The sequence below is a fragment of the Pseudoalteromonas luteoviolacea S2607 genome (assembly GCF_001625575.1).
GTDB lineage: Bacteria > Pseudomonadota > Gammaproteobacteria > Enterobacterales > Alteromonadaceae > Pseudoalteromonas > Pseudoalteromonas luteoviolacea_E.
This window is the reverse complement of record NZ_AUXV01000034.1, coordinates 198,143-220,872: the sequence shown is the minus strand read 5'-3', so window position 1 is coordinate 220,872 and position 22,730 is coordinate 198,143. Positions and strand designations below refer to the sequence as shown.

At 43.7% G+C, this 22,730-nt stretch carries 19 protein-coding genes; 8 read left to right on the top strand and 11 right to left on the bottom strand.

Going from position 1 to position 22,730, the window contains the following annotated elements; genetic code table 11:
- Positions 1 to 5: 5 nt before the first annotated feature.
- Positions 6 to 1,937, bottom strand: a complete 1,932-nt coding sequence (locus tag N480_RS16005; protein ID WP_063373468.1) for a HAMP domain-containing methyl-accepting chemotaxis protein — start codon at positions 1,935 to 1,937, stop codon at positions 6 to 8.
- Between the two features lie 347 nt (positions 1,938 to 2,284).
- Entirely contained in the window at positions 2,285 to 4,315 is a 2,031-nt protein-coding gene (locus tag N480_RS16000; protein WP_063373467.1) for a methyl-accepting chemotaxis protein, read from the bottom strand.
- A 260-nt stretch (positions 4,316 to 4,575) separates the two neighbouring features.
- On the opposite strand from N480_RS16000, the gene N480_RS15995 reads away from it, so the two are divergent.
- Positions 4,576 to 5,337 carry a hypothetical protein gene (locus tag N480_RS15995; protein ID WP_063373466.1) on the top strand — a complete coding sequence of 254 codons (762 nt, stop codon included), beginning with the start codon at positions 4,576 to 4,578 and terminating at the stop codon, positions 5,335 to 5,337.
- Positions 5,338 to 5,380: 43 nt separating this feature from the next.
- Here N480_RS15995 and hutC read toward each other — a convergent pair whose 3' ends face one another.
- Positions 5,381 to 6,091, bottom strand: a complete 711-nt coding sequence (hutC, locus tag N480_RS15990) for a histidine utilization repressor (protein ID WP_063373506.1) — start codon at positions 6,089 to 6,091, stop codon at positions 5,381 to 5,383.
- Positions 6,092 to 6,245: 154 nt separating this feature from the next.
- Here hutC and hutI point away from each other — a divergent pair, with 154 nt between their 5' ends.
- Positions 6,246 to 7,424 (top strand): imidazolonepropionase, encoded by a 1,179-nt coding sequence (hutI, locus tag N480_RS15985; RefSeq protein WP_231102270.1) that lies wholly within the window; start codon positions 6,246 to 6,248, stop codon positions 7,422 to 7,424.
- 26 nt (positions 7,425 to 7,450) lie between these two features.
- On the top strand, positions 7,451 to 9,295 hold the full coding sequence (locus tag N480_RS15980) for a GGDEF domain-containing phosphodiesterase (RefSeq protein WP_231101502.1): 1,845 nt from the start codon (positions 7,451 to 7,453) through the stop codon (positions 9,293 to 9,295).
- On the opposite strand, the gene N480_RS15975 is transcribed toward N480_RS15980, so the two are convergent.
- Entirely contained in the window at positions 9,292 to 10,347 is a 1,056-nt protein-coding gene (locus N480_RS15975; protein ID WP_063373464.1) for a formimidoylglutamase, read from the bottom strand. The two genes, N480_RS15980 and N480_RS15975, sit on opposite strands and share 4 nt — an antisense overlap.
- 88 nt (positions 10,348 to 10,435) lie before the next feature.
- The gene (rraA, locus tag N480_RS15970; RefSeq protein ID WP_063373463.1) at positions 10,436 to 10,945 is read right to left on the bottom strand and encodes a ribonuclease E activity regulator RraA; all 510 of its coding nucleotides are present in this window, start codon (positions 10,943 to 10,945) and stop codon (positions 10,436 to 10,438) included.
- A gap of 157 nt (positions 10,946 to 11,102) precedes the next feature.
- On the opposite strand from rraA, the gene N480_RS15965 reads away from it, so the two are divergent.
- From N480_RS15965 to N480_RS15955, 3 genes are all read left to right on the top strand, one after another.
- Entirely contained in the window at positions 11,103 to 11,627 is a 525-nt protein-coding gene (locus N480_RS15965; protein WP_063373462.1) for a phosphatase PAP2 family protein, read from the top strand.
- Entirely contained in the window at positions 11,624 to 12,670 is a 1,047-nt protein-coding gene (locus N480_RS15960; protein WP_063373461.1) for an MJ1255/VC2487 family glycosyltransferase, read from the top strand. Before N480_RS15965 ends, N480_RS15960 begins: the two co-directional genes overlap by 4 nt.
- A 107-nt stretch (positions 12,671 to 12,777) precedes the next feature.
- A complete protein-coding gene (locus N480_RS15955) occupies positions 12,778 to 14,658 on the top strand; it encodes a methyl-accepting chemotaxis protein (RefSeq protein ID WP_063373460.1) in 1,881 nt (626 codons plus the stop codon).
- Between the two features lie 133 nt (positions 14,659 to 14,791).
- Here the strand turns inward: N480_RS15955 and N480_RS15950 are convergent, their stop codons facing one another.
- The 5 genes from N480_RS15950 to priA form a co-directional block, all read right to left on the bottom strand.
- Positions 14,792 to 15,166, bottom strand: coding sequence for a gamma-butyrobetaine hydroxylase-like domain-containing protein (locus N480_RS15950; protein WP_063373459.1), 375 nt, complete (start codon positions 15,164 to 15,166; stop codon positions 14,792 to 14,794).
- Between the two features lie 36 nt (positions 15,167 to 15,202).
- Positions 15,203 to 16,531, bottom strand: a complete 1,329-nt coding sequence (hslU, locus tag N480_RS15945) for an HslU--HslV peptidase ATPase subunit (RefSeq protein WP_063373458.1) — start codon at positions 16,529 to 16,531, stop codon at positions 15,203 to 15,205.
- Positions 16,532 to 16,542: 11 nt separating this feature from the next.
- Entirely contained in the window at positions 16,543 to 17,061 is a 519-nt protein-coding gene (gene hslV, locus N480_RS15940) for an ATP-dependent protease subunit HslV (protein WP_063373457.1), read from the bottom strand.
- A 76-nt stretch (positions 17,062 to 17,137) separates the two neighbouring features.
- Positions 17,138 to 17,674 carry an SPOR domain-containing protein gene (locus N480_RS15935; protein WP_063373456.1) on the bottom strand — a complete coding sequence of 179 codons (537 nt, stop codon included), beginning with the start codon at positions 17,672 to 17,674 and terminating at the stop codon, positions 17,138 to 17,140.
- Between the two features lie 6 nt (positions 17,675 to 17,680).
- The gene (gene priA, locus N480_RS15930) at positions 17,681 to 19,852 is read right to left on the bottom strand and encodes a primosomal protein N' (RefSeq protein ID WP_063373455.1); all 2,172 of its coding nucleotides are present in this window, start codon (positions 19,850 to 19,852) and stop codon (positions 17,681 to 17,683) included.
- Positions 19,853 to 20,109: 257 nt separating this feature from the next.
- On the opposite strand from priA, the gene rpmE reads away from it, so the two are divergent.
- Complete coding sequence (gene rpmE, locus N480_RS15925; protein WP_023398433.1) at positions 20,110 to 20,325, top strand: 50S ribosomal protein L31; 216 nt, start codon at positions 20,110 to 20,112, stop codon at positions 20,323 to 20,325.
- 600 nt (positions 20,326 to 20,925) lie between these two features.
- The gene (locus tag N480_RS15920; RefSeq protein WP_063356884.1) at positions 20,926 to 22,167 is read left to right on the top strand and encodes a malic enzyme-like NAD(P)-binding protein; all 1,242 of its coding nucleotides are present in this window, start codon (positions 20,926 to 20,928) and stop codon (positions 22,165 to 22,167) included.
- 62 nt (positions 22,168 to 22,229) lie between these two features.
- Here the strand turns inward: N480_RS15920 and metJ are convergent, their stop codons facing one another.
- Positions 22,230 to 22,550 (bottom strand): met regulon transcriptional regulator MetJ, encoded by a 321-nt coding sequence (gene metJ / locus N480_RS15915; protein ID WP_063373454.1) that lies wholly within the window; start codon positions 22,548 to 22,550, stop codon positions 22,230 to 22,232.
- Positions 22,551 to 22,730: the final 180 nt, after the last annotated feature.

Below are 22,730 nucleotides of genomic sequence, written 5' to 3'. Positions count from 1 at the left end.
ATATTTTAAAGTTGATAGCGCTTGGCTGTTGTAGCTAGCTGTTCAGCTAATTTTGCGAGTTGCTCAGCATCTCTAGAGGACTTCTCAGCACCTTGGGCTGTTTCTTTGGCGGTATTGGTCACTTCCCTGACGCCCTCAGAAATTTGCAGAGTAACGGCATTTTGTTGCTCAGTTGCGCTGGCTATTTGAATGCTCATATCGCGAATTGAGACGACCGAATCAGATACATGCTCCAATGCTTGACCTGTTTCATGTACACGCTGAGCTGTGATTTCGGCGTTATTAACGTTATTACTCATTAATTCAACAGAGCGCTGGGCTTCTTGCTGTAATCGCGAAATCATGGCCTGAATTTCTTCAGTACTTTGTTGCGTACGACTTGCGAGACTGCGTACTTCATCAGCAACAACTGCAAAACCACGGCCTTGCTCACCAGCTCGAGCCGCCTCAATTGCGGCGTTAAGGGCAAGCAAGTTGGTCTGATCGGCAATGCCTCTAATGACATCTAAAATTGACCCCACCGACTGAGTCTCATCAGCCAAACTAGAGATAGTTAGGCTGACATTATTGATGTCTTCTTTGAGTGTTGAAATTGCGCTGCGCGTTTCTGAAACTGCTTGTAACCCTTGTTGTGACGTTTGTTCTGTCGAGGTCGCTGTGTCAGCTGCTGACTGTGTACTACGGGTAATTTCTGAAACGGTTTCTGTCATTTCGTCCATGGCCCTGTCTGTATACTCAAGTTGTGCCATTTGTTGCTCTGCACCGTGCTTAGCCTGTGTAGTAATAGCGCTCATCGTTTGAGAGGTGTCGGCAAGGGTGTCGGTTGATTGGTGGATTTGTTCAATAAATTCTCGTAAATTCTGCACCATATTGGCCATGGCTTGATAAATACCGGTGCTATTTGTTTGGTGGCTAAACTGTACGGTTAAATCGCCAGCGGCAATCTTTCTAGCTATCGCCTCTATTTCTCGAGGTTCGCCACCAATTGGTAGTTTGATAATTTTGCTGATGTACCAGCTAAAAAATATACCGAGTAAGATAATCAAGCTGGCAAAAGCAACCACCGTAAATTTAGAATTCGCACTGGCTGATTGCACAATGGGACCCAATTGATCTTGTACTGCTTTGATGTCCAGCTTTATGTTCTCTAATTGGGTTGCGACCTTTGGACCTATGGTGTCTAACACTTGTGAGATTTGTTGGTTGCGCTCCGTGATTACTTGGTAAACCGCTTCTTGCCCATCTTGGTAGGCTTTCAGTGCTTGTCCAAATTCTACACTCGCTCGCGCCGTGCTCTGCCCTAAGGTTTTTTGATATTGGGCCTTTAAGGTATCAAAGCTCTGTTTGGCTACCTGAAAATCTTTTTGTGCGTTGGTAACCAAAAACTTGTTTGTCGATAAGCGGCCTTGTTGCAGTAGACCACGAAGTGAACTGAAGTTTCGTATGTCTGGCAGTGATTGCGAGTCGCGTATCATGTCACTCAGCAAGTTATCTAGTTGTGGGCCACGGACATTTAAGACGTCATTAACGAGTTGGTGACGACGTTCAAATAATGCCACGATTTTGTCAAAGCTTTTTTTGTAACGTTCCACCTGTTGTTGGCTACGCTCAATCACTTGTAATTGTGCAGGGTCTTGAAATTGGGTGTTCGCTTCAGCCATTAATTGCTCTAACAATGCTAAGCGCTGATTAAACTGGTCGATAGCCGCTGGGCTTTGGTGCTTTAAATATTTACCCGCTTGTAACCTTACTTCCAGCAAGTTTGCTTGAATACGCCCTGCGAGGGTGTTGTCTCTTGCTTTAGTACGGTACTCGACAAAGTTTGTGTACCCAGAACTTAAACCCCAATATGCAACAATAGAGAGGATTAACATCATAAAAATCATCACGCCGAAAGCGCTATTAAGCTGTTGGTTTAGCCGCCAGTTTTTAACCATTTAAAAGCCTTATGTTTAAGTTAAACTGTTGATGAAAAGTGACTGGAAAGATAGGCTTTCCTATGAATAGTTTAGTGTAAATATTGCAATAGGATCATATTATTTATCGAGTGAAAAAAAATACCCAATTGGCGAAATCAAGGTGAAATTATTTGACTCCAATCAAGAGTTTTTACTTTTCGTTTAGCGTCTGATAATAAAGATGTTTTTTAGCTAACCTGGAAAGTGAATACACAGCAGTGATGGATTATTGTGCGCTTTGTTTGAGGCTAAATTGAAGTTTATTTGATTGGGGGATGTTTCGGGGGGAGAGTGGAGGCGCGCAGTTAACCTGCACGCCGAAATTGTTAAAGCTTAAATTGATTAACGGTTGCGTTTAGCGCCTTGGCCAAATCGTTTAGATCTCGTGCCTCATCTGCTAGTAGGTGGGCATGATTGGCAGTGCTGTTCACCAAGTCGTTAATTGCGTTTAAGCTGTTATTGATGTCTTCTGCAACAACCGTTTGCTCTTCGGTCGAGGTCGCGATTTGATGGCTTTGATCTTGAACTGTATTGACGGACTCAGTGATATTGCGCAGTGCATCGAGTACTTCTTGTGTTTGCTCAACAGAACTTTGTGCTCTTTCTTGACCCTGTTGCATCATCGTTGAAGCTTGTTGTGCTATTTGCTGTAACTTAGAAATCATATTGCGAATATCATCGGTCGATTCTTGGGTACGACTGGCTAGGCTTCTCACTTCATCGGCTACAACAGCAAAGCCTCGGCCTTGTTCACCTGCTCTAGCTGCTTCAATAGCGGCGTTGAGTGCAAGTAGGTTTGTCTGCTCAGCAATGCCATTGATGACGTCTATGACTGCACCAATATTACTGGTTTCTTGCTCCAGGCCTTCAACAACCCTTGCGGCTTCACCAATGTGACATGCTAGCTCAGTCATCACTTCTTGTGCTTGACTAGAGCGCTCAGCCCCATCGTTTGTCATGCTTTGCACTAAGTCTGAGGCGCGGTTAGTCTCGTGTGCATTACGTGATATTTCGGTGACGGTTGCTGCCATTTCTGTAACTGCCGCAGAGACACTGTCAACTTGCTCTTTCTCTTGCTGGATCTCAGTATTGGTATTGTTCGAAACATCGCGCAATTGCGCTGATGCACCACTTAATTGTTCAGCCTGTGCTGCCGTATCTATCATCATGGCACGTAACTTATCAATAAAGGTATTCATGTGCATAGCGAGCTGACCGACTTCATCTGTACTATCGATGTTAATGCGTCGAGTGAGATCTCCTTCACCGGTAGCAATGTCGCGCATTGTGTCTGTTAGTGTGATGATAGGACGGGTGATCATCTGAGCTGCAATAAGAATCATGGCAACAATAATAGTCAAGATAATGATCACGGCAGTTACGGTGCTCGTCACAGCATTGTCTACGGGTTCATCAATTAAGCTTACAGGGATTAAAATACCCACATGCCAATCAAGCACTGGGGTATCTAATTTAACGCTATTGAATACAACGTAGTAATCCTGGCCTTTAAGTGTGACTACTGCGGTACCTGAGTCTTGATTGCTGATGGAGCGGGTTAATTCGCTAAAGCCAGAAGTATCCTGAAACTGTTGCTCTAAGCCTGCTAGCCCTTCTTTACCCTTTGGCCCTGAGTCTGTTGTTGATAAAGAGTGACCAGTGCGCTTTGAAAGATGGACGACCTTCAGGTCATGGTCAAGTAAGAACCCGTAGCCTTCGCCGTCAAATTGAATCTCTTCGACCATGGCACTAATACGGTTAATCTGTAAATCGACGCCGCCAACTGCAACCAGTTCGCCCTGTTTGTTATAGATTGGCTGCTGTACAACGGCAGATACATCACCGGTATTGATATCAACAGATAATGCACCAACATAAAGCTTTCCGTGGCTTAATGCATCCTGCCACCATGGACGTTTGTAAGCATGATAAGGACGGCCATCAGCGAAGTTTGAAGTACGCTCATTCTCTTTAAAATATTCGCCTGTTCGCGCTGATGCCATAAAGGCTGAGAGAATATTTTCATCACTTTTACTGATACGGATGAAGTCTTCATTGACCTCGTCATAGCCCTTATCATTGGTCAAATCTCTTTCACGTTCACTGTAATTATCGAACCAATTGATATTGTGTGGATTCGTAACAAAGGTCTCTACAACCTTACCGTATTGAGCAAAGAAAGACTCCATTGAGAGTTTTTCAGAATACAAATAGCTCTGAGCTTCGCGTTCAATACCTTGGCGAGAGATTGTTGCTATATGATTAACAAAGTAAGTGGAAGCAAGAATCAGAAGTACCGATATTGTACCGCCGATTAAAATGAGAATTTTTTTACGAAGAGATAAGTTTTCAAACATGACATATTCTTTTTATTGGGACAGCAACTAGCATAATAAAACCATATCTCATCTTAATTGGCTACCACAAATGGTTAAGGTTCAGCCAGTGTGAGATCATGTACAATCATCATATCTTCACTTGTTGAATAAAAAAATAGTACAGAATCATCAAATTACTGCATCATATTTATAACCTAAAGCTGAGAAAGCGCGGATAGAAATTTAATGGTTTCTGTACTAACATTGTGACCTACTTTGGGTAAAAATAAGAAAATATTATGAGTAATAAGTTGGTCGTTTTAGGTGCCGGTTGGCTGGGAAATGCACTCGCACAAGAGGCGAAATCAGCCGGGTGGCAAGTTGAAGCGACACGCAGAACCGCTGATAAACAAACGCAGATAAGCGCCTTTTGTCTGACCGACTCAGGGCTTCACCATACGCTCACTTTGACCGATGCATATTGGGTATGTGCGATCCCCCCACGCATGCGCCAAGCAGACAGTAATTACTTAGAGACTTTACAACACGCGCTGACAACGGCTCAAAACATGGCATGTAAAGGCTTTATTCTGTGCTCTTCGACCGCAGTTTATGATACCGCGGACGGTGTATACAAAGAACAATCCACATTATCTGAAAGAGACTCGAAGCGACAACAAGTTTTGCAAGGCGCTGAAGATTTGGTGCGAAATGCTGGTGGAAAAATTGTGCGTTTAGCAGGCTTAGTCGGGCCAGAAAGAGAACCAGGACGGTTTATATCTGGTAAACACTTATCGAGCTCCTCTCAAGCCAGCGTCAATATGCTGCATCAACAAGATGCGGTGAATGGCCTAATGTGCATTGTAGAAAATTGGTCAAATGCGCAAGACATTTACAACTTATGCCATCCTGCCCATCCAACTAAGCATGACTACTATCAAAAGCATTGCACAACCCATGGAAGTATACCACCGACCTTTAGTAGCGAGGTTAAATCTGAGCGCATTATTGATGGCTCTGCGGTGTGCCAGCTAGGCTTCAATTATGATAATGAAATTTAGTGAGTTGGTTGAACTGGCGGTGAACTTTACACCTTTTATAAAGCTACTTCTTAAAGGTTAAGTGGCCGCCTAAACGATATTTACTGCCCGGTGAAATCAATCGAGCAAAGCTGACAATCCCCTGCGATGACCATGTTCTTCGGATCACTTGAAGACATGGCTCTTCATTAAACATGCCTAACCATTGGCAAATTTCTTCGTTTGGCATAATGGCTTCGACGGTATGTCTTGCTTCTGTCAATGGTGCAACTTGTGTCAGATATTCATGGGGTGTCGTGTTGCTATAGTCTTGTTGTAGATATTGAGGTGCCAGTGCAGGGTTCACAAAGCGCTCTTCTACTTGCAGCGGAGCATCATTTTCATTGTGAACGATAACACTGCGGTAAATTAAGCTGTCCATCTCAACGCCTAGCGCAATGGCAATCGGCGCAATCGCTGCAATCGACTCCAACGATAGCACAATACAGGTATAGTCGCCGCCCCGCTCTTTCACCTCATCAGCGATATTGCGGATCTCCAGCAGTGACGACTGAGATTTGAAGCTCGCTACAAATGTACCTAGCCCCTGACTTCGAGTGAGCACGCCACTTTCGGTCAGTTCACTTAGCGCACGCCTAGCTGTCATTCTACTTACCTGAAACTGATCAGATAACTCATTTTCAGAGGGAACCCGTTGATGCTCTTGCCAAGCGCCAGCACGAATGTTCTCGATAATATATTGTTTTATCTGTGCAAATTTAGGTTGTTCAGTCACACGTCGCAGCCACCAATACAAAGGTTACTCATAAAGGTGGCACACTTATCTTGTATATACAAGTATTCTTGCTAAACTCGTATTAATTTTATCCAACTGAGTATAGACAGTGATCAATGTAGATTTAGTGATAACTAATGCAAATATTGCGACAATGGATGCGCAAATCGAAGGTGCATACGGTGTGATTGAAAATGGCGCGGTAATGATTAAGGGCGACACCATAGTTTGGCTTGGGAAAGAATCTGACTTGCCTGAGTTTGACGCGCTGTCTACCCCTGTGACCTCCGCTAAAGGTGCGTGGTTAACACCTGGCTTAATAGATTGTCACACACATATCTTGTTTGCAGGCTCTCGCGCTGAGGAATTTGAAAAGCGCTTAAATGGCGTGTCATACCAAGAAATAGCAGAGCAAGGCGGGGGCATTGCTACCACCGTAAAAGCGACGCGCCTGGCATCGAAGGAAACCTTGTTTGTTGCTGCGAAAGAGCGCTTAAACGCATTGTTGCGTGAGGGTGTGACTACTGTTGAAAGTAAATCAGGGTATGGTTTAGATACGGAAACTGAACTTAAGTTACTAGAAGTAAACCAAATATTAGATGAACATCACCCTATTCAAATCCAAAGTACATTTCTTGGTGCGCATGCCTTACCACCTGAATACAAAGGCGATAGTGATGGTTACATCGATTTAGTATGTGACGAAATGCTGCCTTTGGTTGCGGAGCGTAATTTAGCGGATGCTGTGGATGTATTTTGTGAAAATGTAGGCTTTAGTCATGCACAGACTAAACGCGTATTTGAACGCGCAACTGAGCTTGAACTTAAAGTGAAGTGCCATGCCGAGCAATTATCTAACCAGCATGGCAGTGAGCTTGTTGCGGAATTTAACGGCCTCTCTGCCGATCATATTGAATATTTAGATGAGCGCGGCGTGGTGGCAATGGCAAAATCTGGCACTGTAGCCGTTATTTTACCTGGTGCATTTTATTTCTTGAGAGAAACACAATATCCACCAATTGAATTGTTGCGTAAACATGGTGTACCGATTGCCATCGCCAGTGATTTTAACCCTGGCACTGCGCCACTATGTTCTTTGCGTTTGATGCTTAATATGGCGTGTACTTTATTTAAAATGACTCCTGAAGAAGCTTTACTTGGTGCAACAAGGCATGCAGCTCAAGCACTTGGACTTCAGGACCGCGGTGTTCTGAAAGTAGGCAGCAAAGCAGACATTGCGATGTGGCAGATTCAGCATCCTGCTGAATTAAGTTACCAATTTGGCGTAAACGATCTGTTAAATCTGTGGATATCGGGTAGACTTATTCAATAATTATGAAGTAAAAAAGTGATTGAGTAATGGCAAGAATGATGTCTGCAAAGTGGATCTGTGCGTTATGTATGGCGTGTATGATTTTACCGGTATGGGCCAGTACCGCTTTGACAAAGCTATCGTTTGCCGACGCTTGGCAACCTGGACTCATGAATGCGTTCTTTGCTGGCACTGTAATGAGTCTAAGTTTAGTTGCAATTGCTCGCTCTCATTTTGCTGTTAACCGAATTATACATGCTTTATTGGGGGCGGGGTGCTTGGCCGTCCTGGCCGCCATGGGTGATTTGGCTCTGTATAGTTTGGTTGTGCTACTTCTTTTGCATATTTGGCAAAGCGATCGGCTTGGGCAAGGGTGGCACATTGTAGCTGCAGCCTTGTGCTCAGTCAGTGCAACCTTATTGATACTGTCTCATTTTTGGTGGTATTGGCCTGAAATTTATGTCGTTATCGCCATTTTACCTATCTTTGTAAGTGAACTGTTTTTACCTTCTCCCAATGCTGATTCCCCTGCTGTAGTCGAACCTCAACAAATGCCCAACAGCGACATACTAGGTTTACCCGACCGCGCGGGTGTGAGAGAAGCTTTTAACGAATATCGGGCCAGAGAACCTGGCACGGCTATGCTAGTGATGATCCGACTTGAGGGCTTCCAGCAGGTTAACTTTCATCTCGGGCGTGAATTTGGTGACTTATTGCTTGCGCAGTCTGCAAATAGGATGAAGCAGTATTTGCAAAGTCATGATGTTATGCCTATTGCGTTAGGTAACGAGGTGGCTCGGCTTGCGCATTTAGGTGGCTTGCACTTTGTATTTGTATGCAGCTTAGCGAATCAAAAGCATCTTCATGAGCACCTCTGCGCAGAGATAATCGAAAGCACACTCAAGCCATTTAATGTGGGGAATTGCATCATTGAAGTGAGTGCGCGCGCCAGTTTTGTTAATTGTGATGAGGAACTCGGGCAGTTTGATGACTTATTAACTTGCGCGTTTTTAGCACTGGATAGTTCGCCTGACAAAGTCATTTCTCCATATGAGCAAAAGATGCAGGTCGATCGTTTAGAGCAGCAAGCGCGGTTGGCTGAGCTGGCACATATAGATTTTAAAAATGAACTTGAGTTGTATTTTCAACCCATTGTACGCAATAGTGATGGCGACATTGAATATGTCGAATTACTATTACGTTGGCAGCATCCAAAGCAAGGGATTCTTGCCGCCAGTAAGTTTATAGACGATATCCGAATTGCAGGTCTTGCGTTGCCATTGGCGCAATACGTTATTGAACGTGCTGCAGAAATCGCCTTAGCTCTGAGGGTCGAAGGGATCCAGATGCCGCTGGGTATTAACTTATTCGGTCCGGAAATGCTTCATGAAGAATTTATCGAGTTTGTCGACCGGGTGTTAGTTGAACATCAATTATTGCCGCAAGATATCATCATTGAGTGTCCTTCCCAAATGTTTACCACACTCGATCCGCAGGGCATCGCTATGGTAGCGAGACTTCGTACTATGGGCGTGAGATTGTGTGTTGATGGCTTTGGAGAGTCGCCATTATTACTCGCCAAATTACCCAAATTAGAAGTAGATTACGTAAAACTTGGCCGCTCCCTGACGACCCCAAATCAAAATCAAGGCAACTTTAAAGCGGTAGTGCGTGGTATTGTAGAGATGCAAAATGTCCAAGAGTGTAAAGTGATCTGTGAGGGCGTCGAATCTCAAGAGCAGTTACAGTTCGCACAAAACCTGAATGCATTCGCAGCTCAGGGCTATTTATTTACCAGACCGTTGAGCAGTGTAGGAATGATAAGCTGGCTTAAACAATGGCGTTGGGAGCACCCGATAGAAAACCCATCGAGTGCGACTGATATTGACTAACTTTGCTTTGCTCTGAGGTAGCTGCATACCAAGCCAGAGAGAACTTGGCCTGCTTCAATGACACCTTGCTGCTTACCTTGCGGGTGGTTAGCAGGGGCGGCTTCACACAAATGAAGGTATTTTGCATTGGGTTGGAGTGCGCTTTGATAGACAAAGTGCTCAGCATCGTTCACGCTGAAGCCACAGTTGGTATATGCACTGACTGGCATACCAGATATAGCATCTACGTCGACCTCAACGCCTAGTGGACGAGATTGGTCAAAGCGTTTTAGTGCGGGTTTAATGGCCTCGGTCAAGCTCACTTGACGTGAAACCAAAATATCTTGATAGCTTGTGTAAGTGAACCCTGCTTGAGTTAAAGCACTCACAATGGTGTCATTATTTTTTTGTTCATGCATGCCTACTACATGATAATTGTCGAGAAAACCTTCATTGTGTGCATAGCTAAAACCGTTACCGGAATGACGTCCTTCTAAAGCCCTGAAGTCTGCATGTGGGTCAAAGTTTATCGCTTGGCAAGGGACCTTTTGGCTTTGTGATAGGGCTTTAAGCAATCCATAGCTGTTATTGTGCCCTCCGCCAATAACGATAGGTTCAAGACCGGCATCAAATATTGCCTGTAAAACACCGCTAACACGTTGATCCAGCTCTTCACACAAGGTACGAAGCTGCTCTAAGCCGTCTGCAGTGCGATTGTCTATATGTTCACTTTTTGCTTGAAGATCGACCGTGATAATTTCACCAAGAAGTAGCACGTTGTCAGGTTTTAAAAACTGGTTACAAGGTAAATTTAAAAAGCGCTTTAAAAATGCAAACCAGCCATCTGTTGCGCCACCATTGCCACAGTTACCACGTGGGCCAATATCTTCATTAATGGCAACGAGTACATACTTGATGCCAAACTGCGCAGCATCTTTTAATGCTTGAGAAAATTCATTTTGTACTTGTAAAAAAGAAAGTGACTGCCAAAAGCGGGTTTCATTTTCACGGGTAGAAGTGTACTCGTTGATATTCGATTCGTTATAAATCTTAATCCAATTATTTACGGTCATGGTGCTCAGGTGTTATTTAATGCAGGTGGTACTTTGAAGATAGCAGAACTGAGTACACCGAGTGTCTCAGCTCTGGATCTGTTTTAAATTAATCTTCAGATGCTTCGTCATCTATCTCTAGTAGGAGCTCTTCAGCAGAAATAATGATGCCTGTCGAGTCGGCATATAAAAAATCATCGTCAAAGAAAGAGACGCCAGCAAAGTTCACTGGAATACCTTGTACACCAGCCCCTTCACTATCTGCGGCCACAGGAATTGACGCAATGGCTTGAATACCCAATTCACATTCTTCTAGCTCTTCTACATGGCGGACTGCTCCATATACAACGATGCCTTGCCAGTTGTTATCTGTAGCCAATTCTGCGAGGTCGATATCAATAAGTGCACGTCTGGTTGAACCGCCGCCATCGACAAGTAGGACTCTGCCTGTACCATCTTGTTGTAGTACTTCAGCAATCACTTCATTGTTTTCGAAGCATTTAACGGTTTTTATGCGGCCACTAAAGGCGCTTTGACCGCCAAAGTTGATGAACATTGGCTCAAGTACGTCAATGGCATCTGCGAAGTGATCGCACAGATCAGAAGTGCTGTAATCCATCATAGTATCCTCAGGGAATGGCTAAACTGTTGTCAGTATACTCCCATTCCTATTCGGCGCAATGCTTTGAATCAACTTACATAATTGTGTAACAAAAATGTCGTGTGATTGTTATTAAGCTCTTCTATGCTGAATTTGTGAACAAATGTAAGCAACTATGATGAAAGCACAAATAATCAAGCTGGATACGGCGCTTTACTTTGCACTTTACAAGCCTAAGCGCGGACCATGGTTTAAGTGGTTAATGTTGATGTTGTCCAAAAGCGGCAACGGCGGACTATACGTGATTCTCGCGTTACTCAATGGCTATTTTATGGGTAAAGTCGGTGTCACTTTCTTTCAAACAGTACTGGTGGCATTTGCAATAGAACGGCCTTTGTATTTCTTATTGAAAAAACATTTTGCCAGAGTTAGGCCCTGTGATTGTTTGGCGGTGAAGGCCATGCTGACGCCGAGTGATAAGTTTAGTTTGCCATCAGGACACAGTGCGGGCGCTTGGTTATATGCAACCTGTTTAATGGAAGTCTATCCAATCCTGACGATCCCGTTGGTCGTTTGGGCAATGGGTGTTTCGCTATCACGTGTACTCGTTGGTGTTCATTATCCAGCCGATGTGATTATAGGTGCGTTGATGGGAAGCGGCTGTGCCGTCTTGGCAATCGGGATTTTAGGAGAGTTATGAAAATATTATATGGTATCCAGGGAACGGGAAACGGTCACATAACGCGTGCACGCGTGATGGCAGAGTGTTTCAAGAGCATGAATATTGAAGTGGATTACCTCTTCTCTGGTCGACAAGCTGATCAGTATTTCGACATGGATATATTCGGTGAATATCAAACGCGAACTGGTATGAGCTTTATTACGAAAAGTGGCCGTTTGAATTATCGAGAGACAGCTAAACAGCTCAAGTTTGGTACTTTTGCACGAGATGTTAAGGGCTTAAATATTAAACGCTACGATATGGTGTTCAATGATTTTGAACCAATATCCGCGTGGGCAGCGAAATTAGCCAAAGTCCCCGTAGTTGCCATGAGCCACCAAGCCGCTTTTTTGTCACCAGAGGTACCTTTGTTTGGTGCGGGCGCTATGCAAAGAGCCTTGATCCGCTGGTTTGCCCCTGCAGATGTTTACTTAGGTGTGCATTGGCAACCTTTTGCGAAAAATATTGTGCCGCCATTTATTGCCTATCATGGCACGCACAAAGCGTCTATTCCAAATAAAGTCTTGGTTTATCTTCCTTTTGAAGAGCTAAATAGCATTGTCGAGCTGTTGGGAGACTTTCCTGACAGAGAGTTTTATTGCTATCACCCAGATGCGACCAATCAATCTATCAATCATATTCATTTGCGTGCGCCTTCACGTCACGGGTTTTTAGAAGATCTTGCCAGCGCATCGGGTGTTGTTGCGAATGCTGGCTTTGAGTTGTCTAGTGAAGCCCTGAAATATGGTAAAAAGTTACTGCTTAAACCATTACAAGGGCAATTTGAACAACTCAGTAATGCGATGACTCTTGAGTCCTTGGGGTTGGCAAACGTTATGAATTACCTCAATTCCGAAGCACTGGCCGAATGGTTGGAGTATCCAGAGGGACAAGTGATCGATTTTCCATCAGATGCAACTCCGTTAGCCGACTGGTTGGCAAAGGGACAGTGGCAAGATTACGGCGCACTTCACGATAGTTTATGGTATCCAGTCCTACAAAATAGGAACAAAGTTGCATAACAGGTGAGTAATTTGAAAAAAAATTGCATAAAGTTGTAGATTGAATTCCGACGCAAGGTGAGTTTGGCTATACTGTATTGCAGGTTCTGTAATAATTAGGTAACTGTATGGCTCTACTTGAAAATCTCACCATTAAAAGGCGTTTGCAATTAAACGCTGTGGTTGTCGGTGTAGCATTGCTTGTGATGTTGGCGGTGATAATCACCGAAGCCAATACAATGCGCCGTTTGAATGAAACAATTCAATACGCGGAAGAACTGGATGTTCACGAACTAGCGATGCGAAAGTACGAGAAGAACTTTTTGTTCTACAAAGATGTCGATGCGCTAGACAAATTTGAAAATGAATATCGTCAGCTGCAAGAAAAGAAAGCGCTGCTAAACGAGATTTTTATTGAGTTTGATATAGATAGATCTCAGCTTCAGGAGTTTGATCAGTTAGTCAAGCAGTACCATCAATCGTTTAATAACGTTGTGGCATTGCAAAGAACAATTGGCTTGCACCCAAAAGACGCTTTATACGGCGAATTACGAAAAGCTGTACATGGCGTTGAAACGCTGCTTAAACAAAAAGAAGACTATAAGCTGCTGACGACAATGCTGCAGCTTAGACGGGCAGAAAAAGACTTTATGTTGCGCTTAGATACCAAGTATCTTGGAAAATTCAATAAACACATCGAAACGTTTGAAGCACAAATCCGTGACTCTAATCACAGTAGTAGCTATCAACAAGATCTGATCAGATTGCTGAATGTCTATCAAACCAAGTTTAAAGGCTTGATAGATGCGCAAGTGACACTTGGCGTTGATCTTAACAGTGGAGCCTTGGGTGAGATGAAGCGCACGGTGCAAAAGAGTGACGCCGTAGTTGCAGCCATTGTGTTGCAGACGAAAAAGGAAATTCACAATAATGCGGAGTTTGCCAAGACTGTGGCCATTGTGATCTTCATCGTTGCGGCTGTGATTGTGATGTTTTTAGTTTGGTCAACTAGCCGTTCGATTATCCGCCCAGTTGAGCGTGTATACCAAACTATAGAGCGGATCCGCAGAGAAAATAATCTCGGCATTTTCATCGAGCAGACGGGCAATGATGAAATTACCGATATGACGCGAGATTTCAATAGCCTGATCGGTGATTTTAAAGAGCTAATCTCTGATGTTAATCGTGCGCTTGTGACCATTAACGATGCGACAGAACATTTATCGCAGACAACTGCACAAACGAGTTCTGGCATGAATGAGCAGCTGCATGAAGCCGATATGGTGGCCACCGCGGCAACAGAAATGCAGGCGACCATTCAGGATATATCTCACAATACTGAAGCGGCCGCGCAAAAGGCCGAGTCGACGAACAATAATGCGCAGCAAGGTCGCAGTGAAGTAACTTCTACCATAGATCATATTATGGCGTTGTCACACTCACTAAGTGGTGCGTCTGAAGTGGTTGGCCAGTTAGAGCGTGATGGTGAAACAATAGGTTCGGTCTTAGATGTTATACGAGGGATTGCTGAACAGACAAACTTACTGGCACTGAATGCGGCAATTGAGGCTGCGCGAGCGGGTGAACAAGGGCGAGGTTTCGCGGTAGTTGCAGACGAAGTGCGTTCATTGGCACAGCGTACTCAAGACTCTACTCAAGAAATTGAAAGTATTATTTCGACGTTACAGCAACGTACTCAAGACGTTGTAAGCATCATGGAAGAATGCCGTGGACAAAGTAACGAGAGTGTTGAGCAAGCAGAAAGAGCGGGAGAGCTACTGGGTCTGATCACCGAAGATGTACAAAACATCATGGACATGAGTACGCATATTGCTACAGCGATTGATGAACAAAATCAAGTTGCTTCTGAAGTGAACAAGAATGTTGTGAAAATCAGAGACATTGCGCAAAATGCTTCAGAGCATGCAGCGTCAAATGCTCAAAGCAGTGAAGAGCTTTCTGAACAGGCTCGAGCACTGCATATCGCGATTGATAAGTATAAGGTTTAATACACTATTTAATGCGCTTATAAGTGCCTAAAATATCAGTTTTAGGCACTTAACTAGATGCTTCGGTAATTACTCTTCTGTGTTTTCCTCTAAACCTACACCATGCTTCAATGAGCAACGCTAAACGCGTATCTTAAGGCATAAATTTAATGGGAACGCTGTCTTTGCTTTGTTGGTGTGCTTCAACGCGCTGTTGATAGGCCTGCCAAAGGGATTCGTGCTCTGTACAGAGTTTTCGCAGGTACTGCCAACTGAACAACCCCGAATTGTGGCCATCATCAAAACAAAGTCGAACCGCATAATGACCAACGGGTTCGAACTGAGAGATTTGCACACTGTGTTTATTCAAGACCAGCTGTTGCTGTGAAGGACCATGTCCTTGTACTTCAGCTGAAGGAGAGTGAGTGCGTAAAAACTCGCAGCTCAATGTAACCGTTAAGCCATCATCAAATTGGATATCGAGTAACTTACTGGCACGATGATAATGTAATTTAGTGACTTGATACATAAAAGTAAGGCCAGCTTATGCTGGCCCTGTCCTCACTTAAAGAATGAAGCGACTGAGGTCTTCATCTTGTACTAGCATTTCTAAATGCTGCTCAACATACTTAGCATCGATAGTCAGTGACTGACCTGCTTTGTCAGAAGCATCAAATGAGATCTCTTCCATCAGCTTTTCCATTACCGTGTGCAGACGGCGCGCACCGATATTTTCGGTTTTTTCATTCACCTGCCATGCCGCTTCAGCGATACGCTCTATTGCGTCATCGGTAAATTCAATCGCCACTTGCTCAGTTTTAAGCAAAGCTTGCTGCTGTTCTGTCAAAGACGCATGAGGCTCAGTTAAAATGCGTTTGAAGTCTTTTGCCGTCAGCGCTTCTAATTCAACGCGAATGGGTAAGCGACCTTGTAACTCAGGGATTAGATCTGATGGCTTAGCCATCTGGAAAGCACCCGAGGCAATAAATAAGATATGGTCCGTTTTCACCATGCCGTGTTTAGTGCTGACAGTCGAACCTTCAATTAAAGGTAGCAAGTCACGCTGTACACCTTCACGACTCACATCTGGGCCTGATGCTTCACCGCGTTTGCAGATTTTGTCGATTTCGTCGACAAATACGATACCGTTTTGCTCAACAGCAAAGATGGCCTGTTCTTTAAGTTCTTCTGGGTTGACTAACTTCGCAGCTTCTTCTTCTACAAGAAGCTTAAACGCTTCTTTAATTTTCAGCTTACGGTTTTTCTTTTTGTCGCCAGAAAGGTTTTGGAACATGCCCTGAAGTTGGTTCGTCATCTCTTCCATACCTGGAGGCGCCATGATTTCAACTTGCGGTGATGTTTCAGCGATATCAATATCGATTTCTTTATCGTCTAGCTGGCCTTCACGTAGCTTTTTACGGAAAACTTGACGTGTAGAGTTATTTTCAGCAGGTTGGGATTCGCCCCAAGCATCTTTTGCTGGTGGTAGTAAAGCGTCTAAAATACGCTCTTCAGCCGCCTCTTCAGCACGATGCTTATGTTTCTTCGTTTGCTGTTCGCGCGTCATTTTAAAAGAGACTTCAACCAAGTCGCGAATAATGGTCTCAACTTCTTTACCGACATAGCCTACTTCAGTAAATTTAGTTGCTTCAACTTTGATAAATGGTGCGTTAGCCAGCTTTGCCAGTCGACGTGCGATCTCAGTTTTACCTACACCAGTTGGTCCTATCATTAGGATATTTTTTGGTGTTACCTCAGCACGTAAGTCATCGTTTAGTTGCATGCGTCGCCAGCGGTTTCTAAGCGCGATTGCAACCGCCTTTTTGGCTTTGTCTTGACCAATGATATGTTGGTCTAATTCATGAACGATTTCTCTAGGTGTCATTGCAGTCATTGATTTTCCTATTACAATTCTTCGATGGTCTGGAAATTGTTTGTAAACACACAGATATCACCTGCAATCTTTAAACTTTTCTCTACAATTTCACGGGCACCGAGGTCGGTATTTTCTAAAAGTGCTGTGGCGGCAGCTTGGGCGAAGTTACCGCCGCTACCTATCGCGATCAGGTCATGCTCTGGTTGCACAACATCACCGTTACCAGTGATAATCAATGATGCGGTTTCATCGGCTACAGCAAGCAAAGCCTCAAGTTTCCTGAGTGCGCGATCTGTTCGCCAATCTTTGGCCATTTCGACAGCTGCGCGAGTGAGGTGTCCTTGGTGCATTTCTAATTTAGTTTCGAAACGCTCAAACAGTGTAAACGCATCCGCAGTCCCGCCAGCAAATCCAGCGAGTACTTTTCCGTTATAAAGGCGGCGCACTTTTTTGGCATTGCCTTTCATCACCGTATTGCCAAGAGAAACTTGACCGTCGCCACCGATAACAACTTTGTCACCACGACGAACGCTTACGATAGTAGTCATAGTATTCCTTAATAGGAGGCCTGTGCCTCAGATAATTATATCAATAAATGCATAGATGAGGGCAGCTGTGCTAATTTCAAGTCCAGCCCCAAATTCCACAATCGACAATTTTGATACGCTTTAGACGGTTTTTATCACTTTCTGCCGTACGTTTCTTTTCGTAAGGGCCAAGGCGTACGCGATACCAAACGCCGTTTTTACCTTCTGTTCTACGGATCTCCGAAAGTAGTCCAGCAAACGCAATGCGCGCTTTGCGCTTTTCAGCTTGTTCATAGGTTCTGAATGAACCACATTGCATTTGAAAAGGTCCTTTAGACTTTATTTCTTTTACTTCGGCATCGACGGTTGCTTGCTCCATATCTTTGATAAAGGGAGGCGGCCTTGGCAGCGCTTTCTTTTCTTCAACGGGGGCTTCAATTTTGGCTGGTTGCTGCGCTTGTTGTACTTTTACTGGATCGGCATGTTGTTTGATATACCAGAGTCCATACGCAAACCCACCAATTAAGAGGAGCGCGAAAACCGCAAGAATTGTTGGAAAAGGCTTTTGAGCAGCTGGTTGCTTCTTCTTTTGGCCCTTTTTTGGAGTTTTATTTATATAATCGTGTTGTGCCATAACAGTTTAAAAGGTATCCATAGGATCCACATCAATATTCCAACGCACCTTCGTTGCTAGCTTATGATTGCTAATATAATCCTTAAGTTGCACTAGATATTGATGCAAAATATTACGTTGTGTTGCCTGTATGTGTAGTTGATAGCGATATTTTCCTGCCAAACGCTCCATTGGGGCAGGAATTGGTCCCAGCAATTGTATACCAGAGAATGGCTGAGCAGGAACCAGATCAGACAAAAATGTCATAACTAAATGTGACGATGTCGCTTCGGCTCGGATGATGGCCAGGTGAGAGTAGGGCGGCAATAGCACTTCTTCTCGTTCGGTCAGTGCATAGCGCGCGAAATCTTGATAGCCATTATTCACTAAGTCTTGTAACAATGGGTGCTCTGGAAAATGTGTCTGTAATAGCACTGAACCTGGCTCACCGCTTCTACCTGCGCGTCCAGCCACTTGCGTCACCAACTGCGCCATATGCTCCGTCGCTCGAAAGTCACATGAGTAAAGGCCGCTGTCGACATCTAATATTATCACCAGTGCGACATCTGGAAAATGGTGCCCTTTAGCGAGCATTTGCGTGCCAATTAATATTTGCGCGCCACCTTGATGAATTTGTTCAAGCGCACTTTCTAAACTCCCTTTTCGGCGTGTCGAATCTCGGTCAATGCGACTGACGGGTGTATCTGGAAACTCAGCCGTTAAAAATTCTTCAAGCTGCTCAGTCCCTAAACCTGTTGGCATAATTTGAGTACTGCCACAATCCGGGCATTGATGCGGTACAAATTGTTGCTCACCACAATGGTGGCAGACCAAGCGCTGCATGTTTTTATGATAAGTTGCGCTGGTACTGCATCGTTCACAGTTACTAAGCCAACCGCATTCGTGGCATATTAATGTTGGGGCAAAGCCGCGACGATTCAAAAAAATCATCGCTTGCTTACCGATTGCCAAAGTGTGTTTAATGGCCTGCAAACTGCTGCTAGCAAAGCCAGATTGAGTCTGTTGGGCTTTCATATCAATGATATGGAAGCTGTTGTCTTGACTGGTTTGGGCGCGTTTACTCAGCGTAATTAATTGATATTTATTATCCAGCGCTTTTTTCAATGTCTCTAAGGCGGGTGTTGCAGTCCCCAACAGGAGAGGGATCTGTGCTTGATGAGCGCGATATGCTGCTAAATCTCTTGCATGGTAGCGCAAGCTATCTTGCTGCTTAAATGAATGATCGTGTTCCTCGTCTACAATTATCATAGCAAGAGATTTAAAGGGTAAGAAAATGCTGGAACGCGTACCAATAACCAATGCTGTCGTTGCTTGTTGTGCTCGTCGCCATGTATGCAGCCGTTCGTTGTCGGTCAGGTTTGAGTGCCACAAGTCGATGGGCAGCCCTGGAAATCGACGTTTAAATCGATTTACAGTTTGTGGCGTAAGGCCAATTTCTGGCACTAACACCAATGCTTGTTTACCTGCTGAGAGTACCTTTTCAAGACACTGTAAATAAACTTCGGTTTTACCACTACCGGTTACTCCTTCCAGTAGGAAAGTGCGAAACCCTTGATTATGGTTAACTGCACTACATGCGGTAGCTTGTTCGGCATTAAGGGTTGGCTTACTGCCAATTTGTAATGGTGTGGTTTGCCAAGAGGTATCTTGGCGAACTTCTTCACGGATAAGCTGTTTTTCCAGCAAAGCTTTAATTTGTGCTTGACTGAAGCCGAGTGTTTTCAACTCTGTACCAGTCGCATCACCTGCACTGCGTAATTGTGTGAGTAATGCCAATTGTTTTTTAGCTCGCAGTTGTGTTGTTGCGCGTCCTGATTCCGTCAGTGTGATGATAGGGGTTTGTGTTTTATCCGTATCTTGCCCATCTCTTAGCGCCCCCGGCAAAGCGGTAAATAAAGTATCACCGAAAGGGTAGCAATAGTACTGGCTAGCAAAACGCAAAAAGTCCAAGTGAGAGTGCGATAGTACCGGGGTATGATCTATGACAGATTCAATTGCTTTGACTTTGTCCTTTGGCACGTCACTGTGTTCTTTTAACTCAGTTACCACGGCAACGCATCGGCGATTGGCAAATTTTACCCAAACTCGACCACCGATACACGGTGAATCCACGGGGTCATAAGCGTAGTCAAATGTTTTGTGTAAGGGTACTTTGATTGCGACAGCTGCAAATGGCATTGTGTCTCCAGTAGCTAAGCCTATTGCTCTTGAAAAATGAAGAAAAAGCGACAGTGAGTATACCTTATCCCTCATTGCTTGTACGCGCAATTTATTGGTATAAGAGGGAGAAACAGAAAAATCTCAATTTAGTCTCAATTATTGCTTGTAGTTTGAGCATATAAACTCTAAAATACGCGTCCAATTTATATGTATAACGACGTATGGTGCCAAACTTCGGGTTTGGAGAGCGATACGGCCTTAATTAGAGGTTTCCTATGAAAGAAGGTATTCACCCTAAGTACGAGACGATCTCAGCTACGTGCTCTTGTGGTAACAAATTCGAGACTCGTTCAACACTTTGTAAAGACATTCACCTAGATGTATGTTCTTCTTGTCACCCGTTCTACACTGGTAAGCAGAAGATCCTTGACACAGGTGGTCGTGTTGATCGCTTCAACAAGCGTTTCGGTGCGCTTTCAGCTAAGCGTTAATCAACAGCTTGGTATGATAGAAAAGCACCTACGGGTGCTTTTTTAGTTCTAAAGTATGTAAATCCTTTTTTATCAAAAATATCTAGTCCTTCCCGCTCCCTCGATTAAAAAGTCGCGCAATTTGGTATTGTATTAAAAAGTTGCCATATTTGTTTTATAACATTTGTGTGATTAGACACTTGGTCATTGGTCTTTTTCTGCTAAACAAGTGTTGTTCAGTGTTTAAATTTTTTCTTGTTTTGAATATTTATGCTTAAGTGATTCACTTTTTTGTGAGTTAAATTCATTTAAATGTCACTAAATGTAGTTAAGTTTAGGTAAAGAGCATTGATATGCAGTTTAATTTTCAATGAGTTGTAATTGAGTTAACTTTTGCATAATAATTACTCATAATTGCTTTTTAGAAGCGAGTTGTGAGTCGTATTACAGCAGAAAAATTGGATGAAAAGTCATGTAAAAGTCGCTAAATTCTAAAAAATCCCCATAAACAGGATGGACCTGATAGTGCTTGAATTAATTTTCAAAAAGGGTATTGTGAAGACAGTTAGCGAATTTTTATCTCACTCTCACTTTTAACTTCTCGTAGGAAAAAATCGCGTCATGTCAGATTTACGTGAAAAAGCATTACATTACCACGCTCACCCCGTCCCAGGTAAAATCAGTGTTGAGCTTACTAAGCCAGCAGAGTCTGTAAAAGATTTAGCGCTTGCCTATAGTCCTGGTGTTGCAGAACCTGTACGTGAAATTGCAGCCGATCCTGCTAATGCATACCGTTATACAGGTAAAGGCAATATGGTTGCTGTGATCAGTAATGGTACAGCTATTTTAGGCTTAGGTAACTTAGGCCCATTGGCATCTAAACCCGTTATGGAAGGTAAGGCGCTTTTGTTTAAGCGTTTTGCAGGTTTAGACTCAATTGACATCGAAGTAAAGCACCGCACTACAGAAGATTTCATCAATACAGTTGCAAACATTGCAGATACGTTTGGCGGTATCAATCTAGAAGATATCAAAGCACCTGAGTGTTTTGAAATTGAAAAAGCGCTCATCGAACGTTGTGATGTGCCGGTCTTTCACGATGATCAACATGGTACTGCGATTGTAACCGCGGCAGGTATGTTGAATGCGTTAGAAATTCAAGGCAAAGACATCAAAGAAGCTATTATCGTATGTTTAGGTGCAGGTGCAGCAGCTATTGCTTGTATGGAGCTACTGATCAAGTGCGGCGCGCAGCGTGAACATATTTACATGCTTGACCGTAAAGGCGTTATCCATACACGTCGCGATGACCTGAATGAATATAAAACGCTATTTGCCAACAATACTGACAAGCGTACGCTACAAGATGTGATTGCCGAAGCAGATGTGTTTGTAGGTGTTTCAGGCCCAGATTTATTATCCCCAGAAGATCTTAAACTAATGGCTAATAAACCTGTTGTTTTTGCTTGTTCAAATCCAGATCCAGAAATTAGCCCTGAAGTGGCTCATGGCGCGCGTGATGATTTGATTATGGCAACGGGTCGTTCTGACTATCCAAACCAAGTCAATAATGTACTGTGTTTCCCATTCATCTTCCGTGGCGCATTAGATGTGCGTGCAACAGCCATCAATGACGAAATGAAGATTGCTGCTGTGGAAGCTATTCGCAGTATTGCCAAAGAGCCTGTACCACAAGAAGTGCTGGTTGCAGCTGAAGTTGATAGCTTAGAGTTTGGCTCGGAGTATATTATTCCTAAGCCGATGGATCCGCGCTTACTACCGCGTATCGCAAAAGCGGTAGCGCAGGCAGCGATTGATTCAGGTGTCGCACAAATCGATATGCCAGAAAATTATATGGCTTAATCGCATGCGACAAAAAAGCCTCACAATGTGAGGCTTTTTTCGTTTTATGACGAAGAGTTCGATTATTCTTCGTTGATTTCCGGAATTTCCAATCCCATCTTTTCCATAATATTGCGTACTTCAGCAGGAATTTTTTCCGGATTATCTTTTCTTAAGTCTTCATCATTAGGTAAAGGCTGTCCTGTAAAGGCATGTAAGAATGCTTCACATAATAGTTCACTGTTTGTCGCATGGCGCAAGTTATTTACTTGGCGACGAGTCCTTTCATCTGTTAGTACTTTGAGTACATTCAGAGGAATTGAGACTGTGATTTTTTTCACTTGCTCAGATTTTTTACCATGTTCTGCATAAGGGTGAACATATTCACCGTTCCATTTAGCCATAATTCTGTACTTGCCTCAGTGTTTACTTGGGATGCAAATAAGACTGTGTTTTTGCTCGTGAGGTTTACTGCTGACGGTATAACTAAAGTGGTCCAATTTAAGAAAATGGTACTTTATGCATAAGTGGCAGAACAACACGTCTTTTGCCATATTTGGTCAAAGACTCAGTCTTATTTACAT

Excerpts from the sequence above, each read along its gene's own strand:
- N480_RS16005 (WP_063373468.1), bottom strand. The coding sequence starts at position 1,937 with ATGGTTAAAAACTGGCGGCTAAACCAACAGCTTAATAGCGCTTTCGGC.
- N480_RS16000 (WP_063373467.1), bottom strand. The coding sequence starts at position 4,315 with ATGTTTGAAAACTTATCTCTTCGTAAAAAAATTCTCATTTTAATCGGC.
- N480_RS15995 (WP_063373466.1), top strand. The coding sequence starts at position 4,576 with ATGAGTAATAAGTTGGTCGTTTTAGGTGCCGGTTGGCTGGGAAATGCA.
- hutI (WP_231102270.1), top strand. The coding sequence starts at position 6,246 with ATGGATGCGCAAATCGAAGGTGCATACGGTGTGATTGAAAATGGCGCG.
- N480_RS15980 (WP_231101502.1), top strand. The coding sequence starts at position 7,451 with ATGGCAAGAATGATGTCTGCAAAGTGGATCTGTGCGTTATGTATGGCG.
- N480_RS15975 (WP_063373464.1), bottom strand. The coding sequence starts at position 10,347 with ATGACCGTAAATAATTGGATTAAGATTTATAACGAATCGAATATCAAC.
- rraA (WP_063373463.1), bottom strand. The coding sequence starts at position 10,945 with ATGGATTACAGCACTTCTGATCTGTGCGATCACTTCGCAGATGCCATT.
- N480_RS15965 (WP_063373462.1), top strand. The coding sequence starts at position 11,103 with ATGATGAAAGCACAAATAATCAAGCTGGATACGGCGCTTTACTTTGCA.
- N480_RS15960 (WP_063373461.1), top strand. The coding sequence starts at position 11,624 with ATGAAAATATTATATGGTATCCAGGGAACGGGAAACGGTCACATAACG.
- N480_RS15955 (WP_063373460.1), top strand. The coding sequence starts at position 12,778 with ATGGCTCTACTTGAAAATCTCACCATTAAAAGGCGTTTGCAATTAAAC.
- N480_RS15950 (WP_063373459.1), bottom strand. The coding sequence starts at position 15,166 with ATGTATCAAGTCACTAAATTACATTATCATCGTGCCAGTAAGTTACTC.
- hslU (WP_063373458.1), bottom strand. The coding sequence starts at position 16,531 with ATGACTGCAATGACACCTAGAGAAATCGTTCATGAATTAGACCAACAT.
- hslV (WP_063373457.1), bottom strand. The coding sequence starts at position 17,061 with ATGACTACTATCGTAAGCGTTCGTCGTGGTGACAAAGTTGTTATCGGT.
- N480_RS15935 (WP_063373456.1), bottom strand. The coding sequence starts at position 17,674 with ATGGCACAACACGATTATATAAATAAAACTCCAAAAAAGGGCCAAAAG.
- priA (WP_063373455.1), bottom strand. The coding sequence starts at position 19,852 with ATGCCATTTGCAGCTGTCGCAATCAAAGTACCCTTACACAAAACATTT.
- rpmE (WP_023398433.1), top strand. The coding sequence starts at position 20,110 with ATGAAAGAAGGTATTCACCCTAAGTACGAGACGATCTCAGCTACGTGC.
- N480_RS15920 (WP_063356884.1), top strand. The coding sequence starts at position 20,926 with ATGTCAGATTTACGTGAAAAAGCATTACATTACCACGCTCACCCCGTC.
- metJ (WP_063373454.1), bottom strand. The coding sequence starts at position 22,550 with ATGGCTAAATGGAACGGTGAATATGTTCACCCTTATGCAGAACATGGT.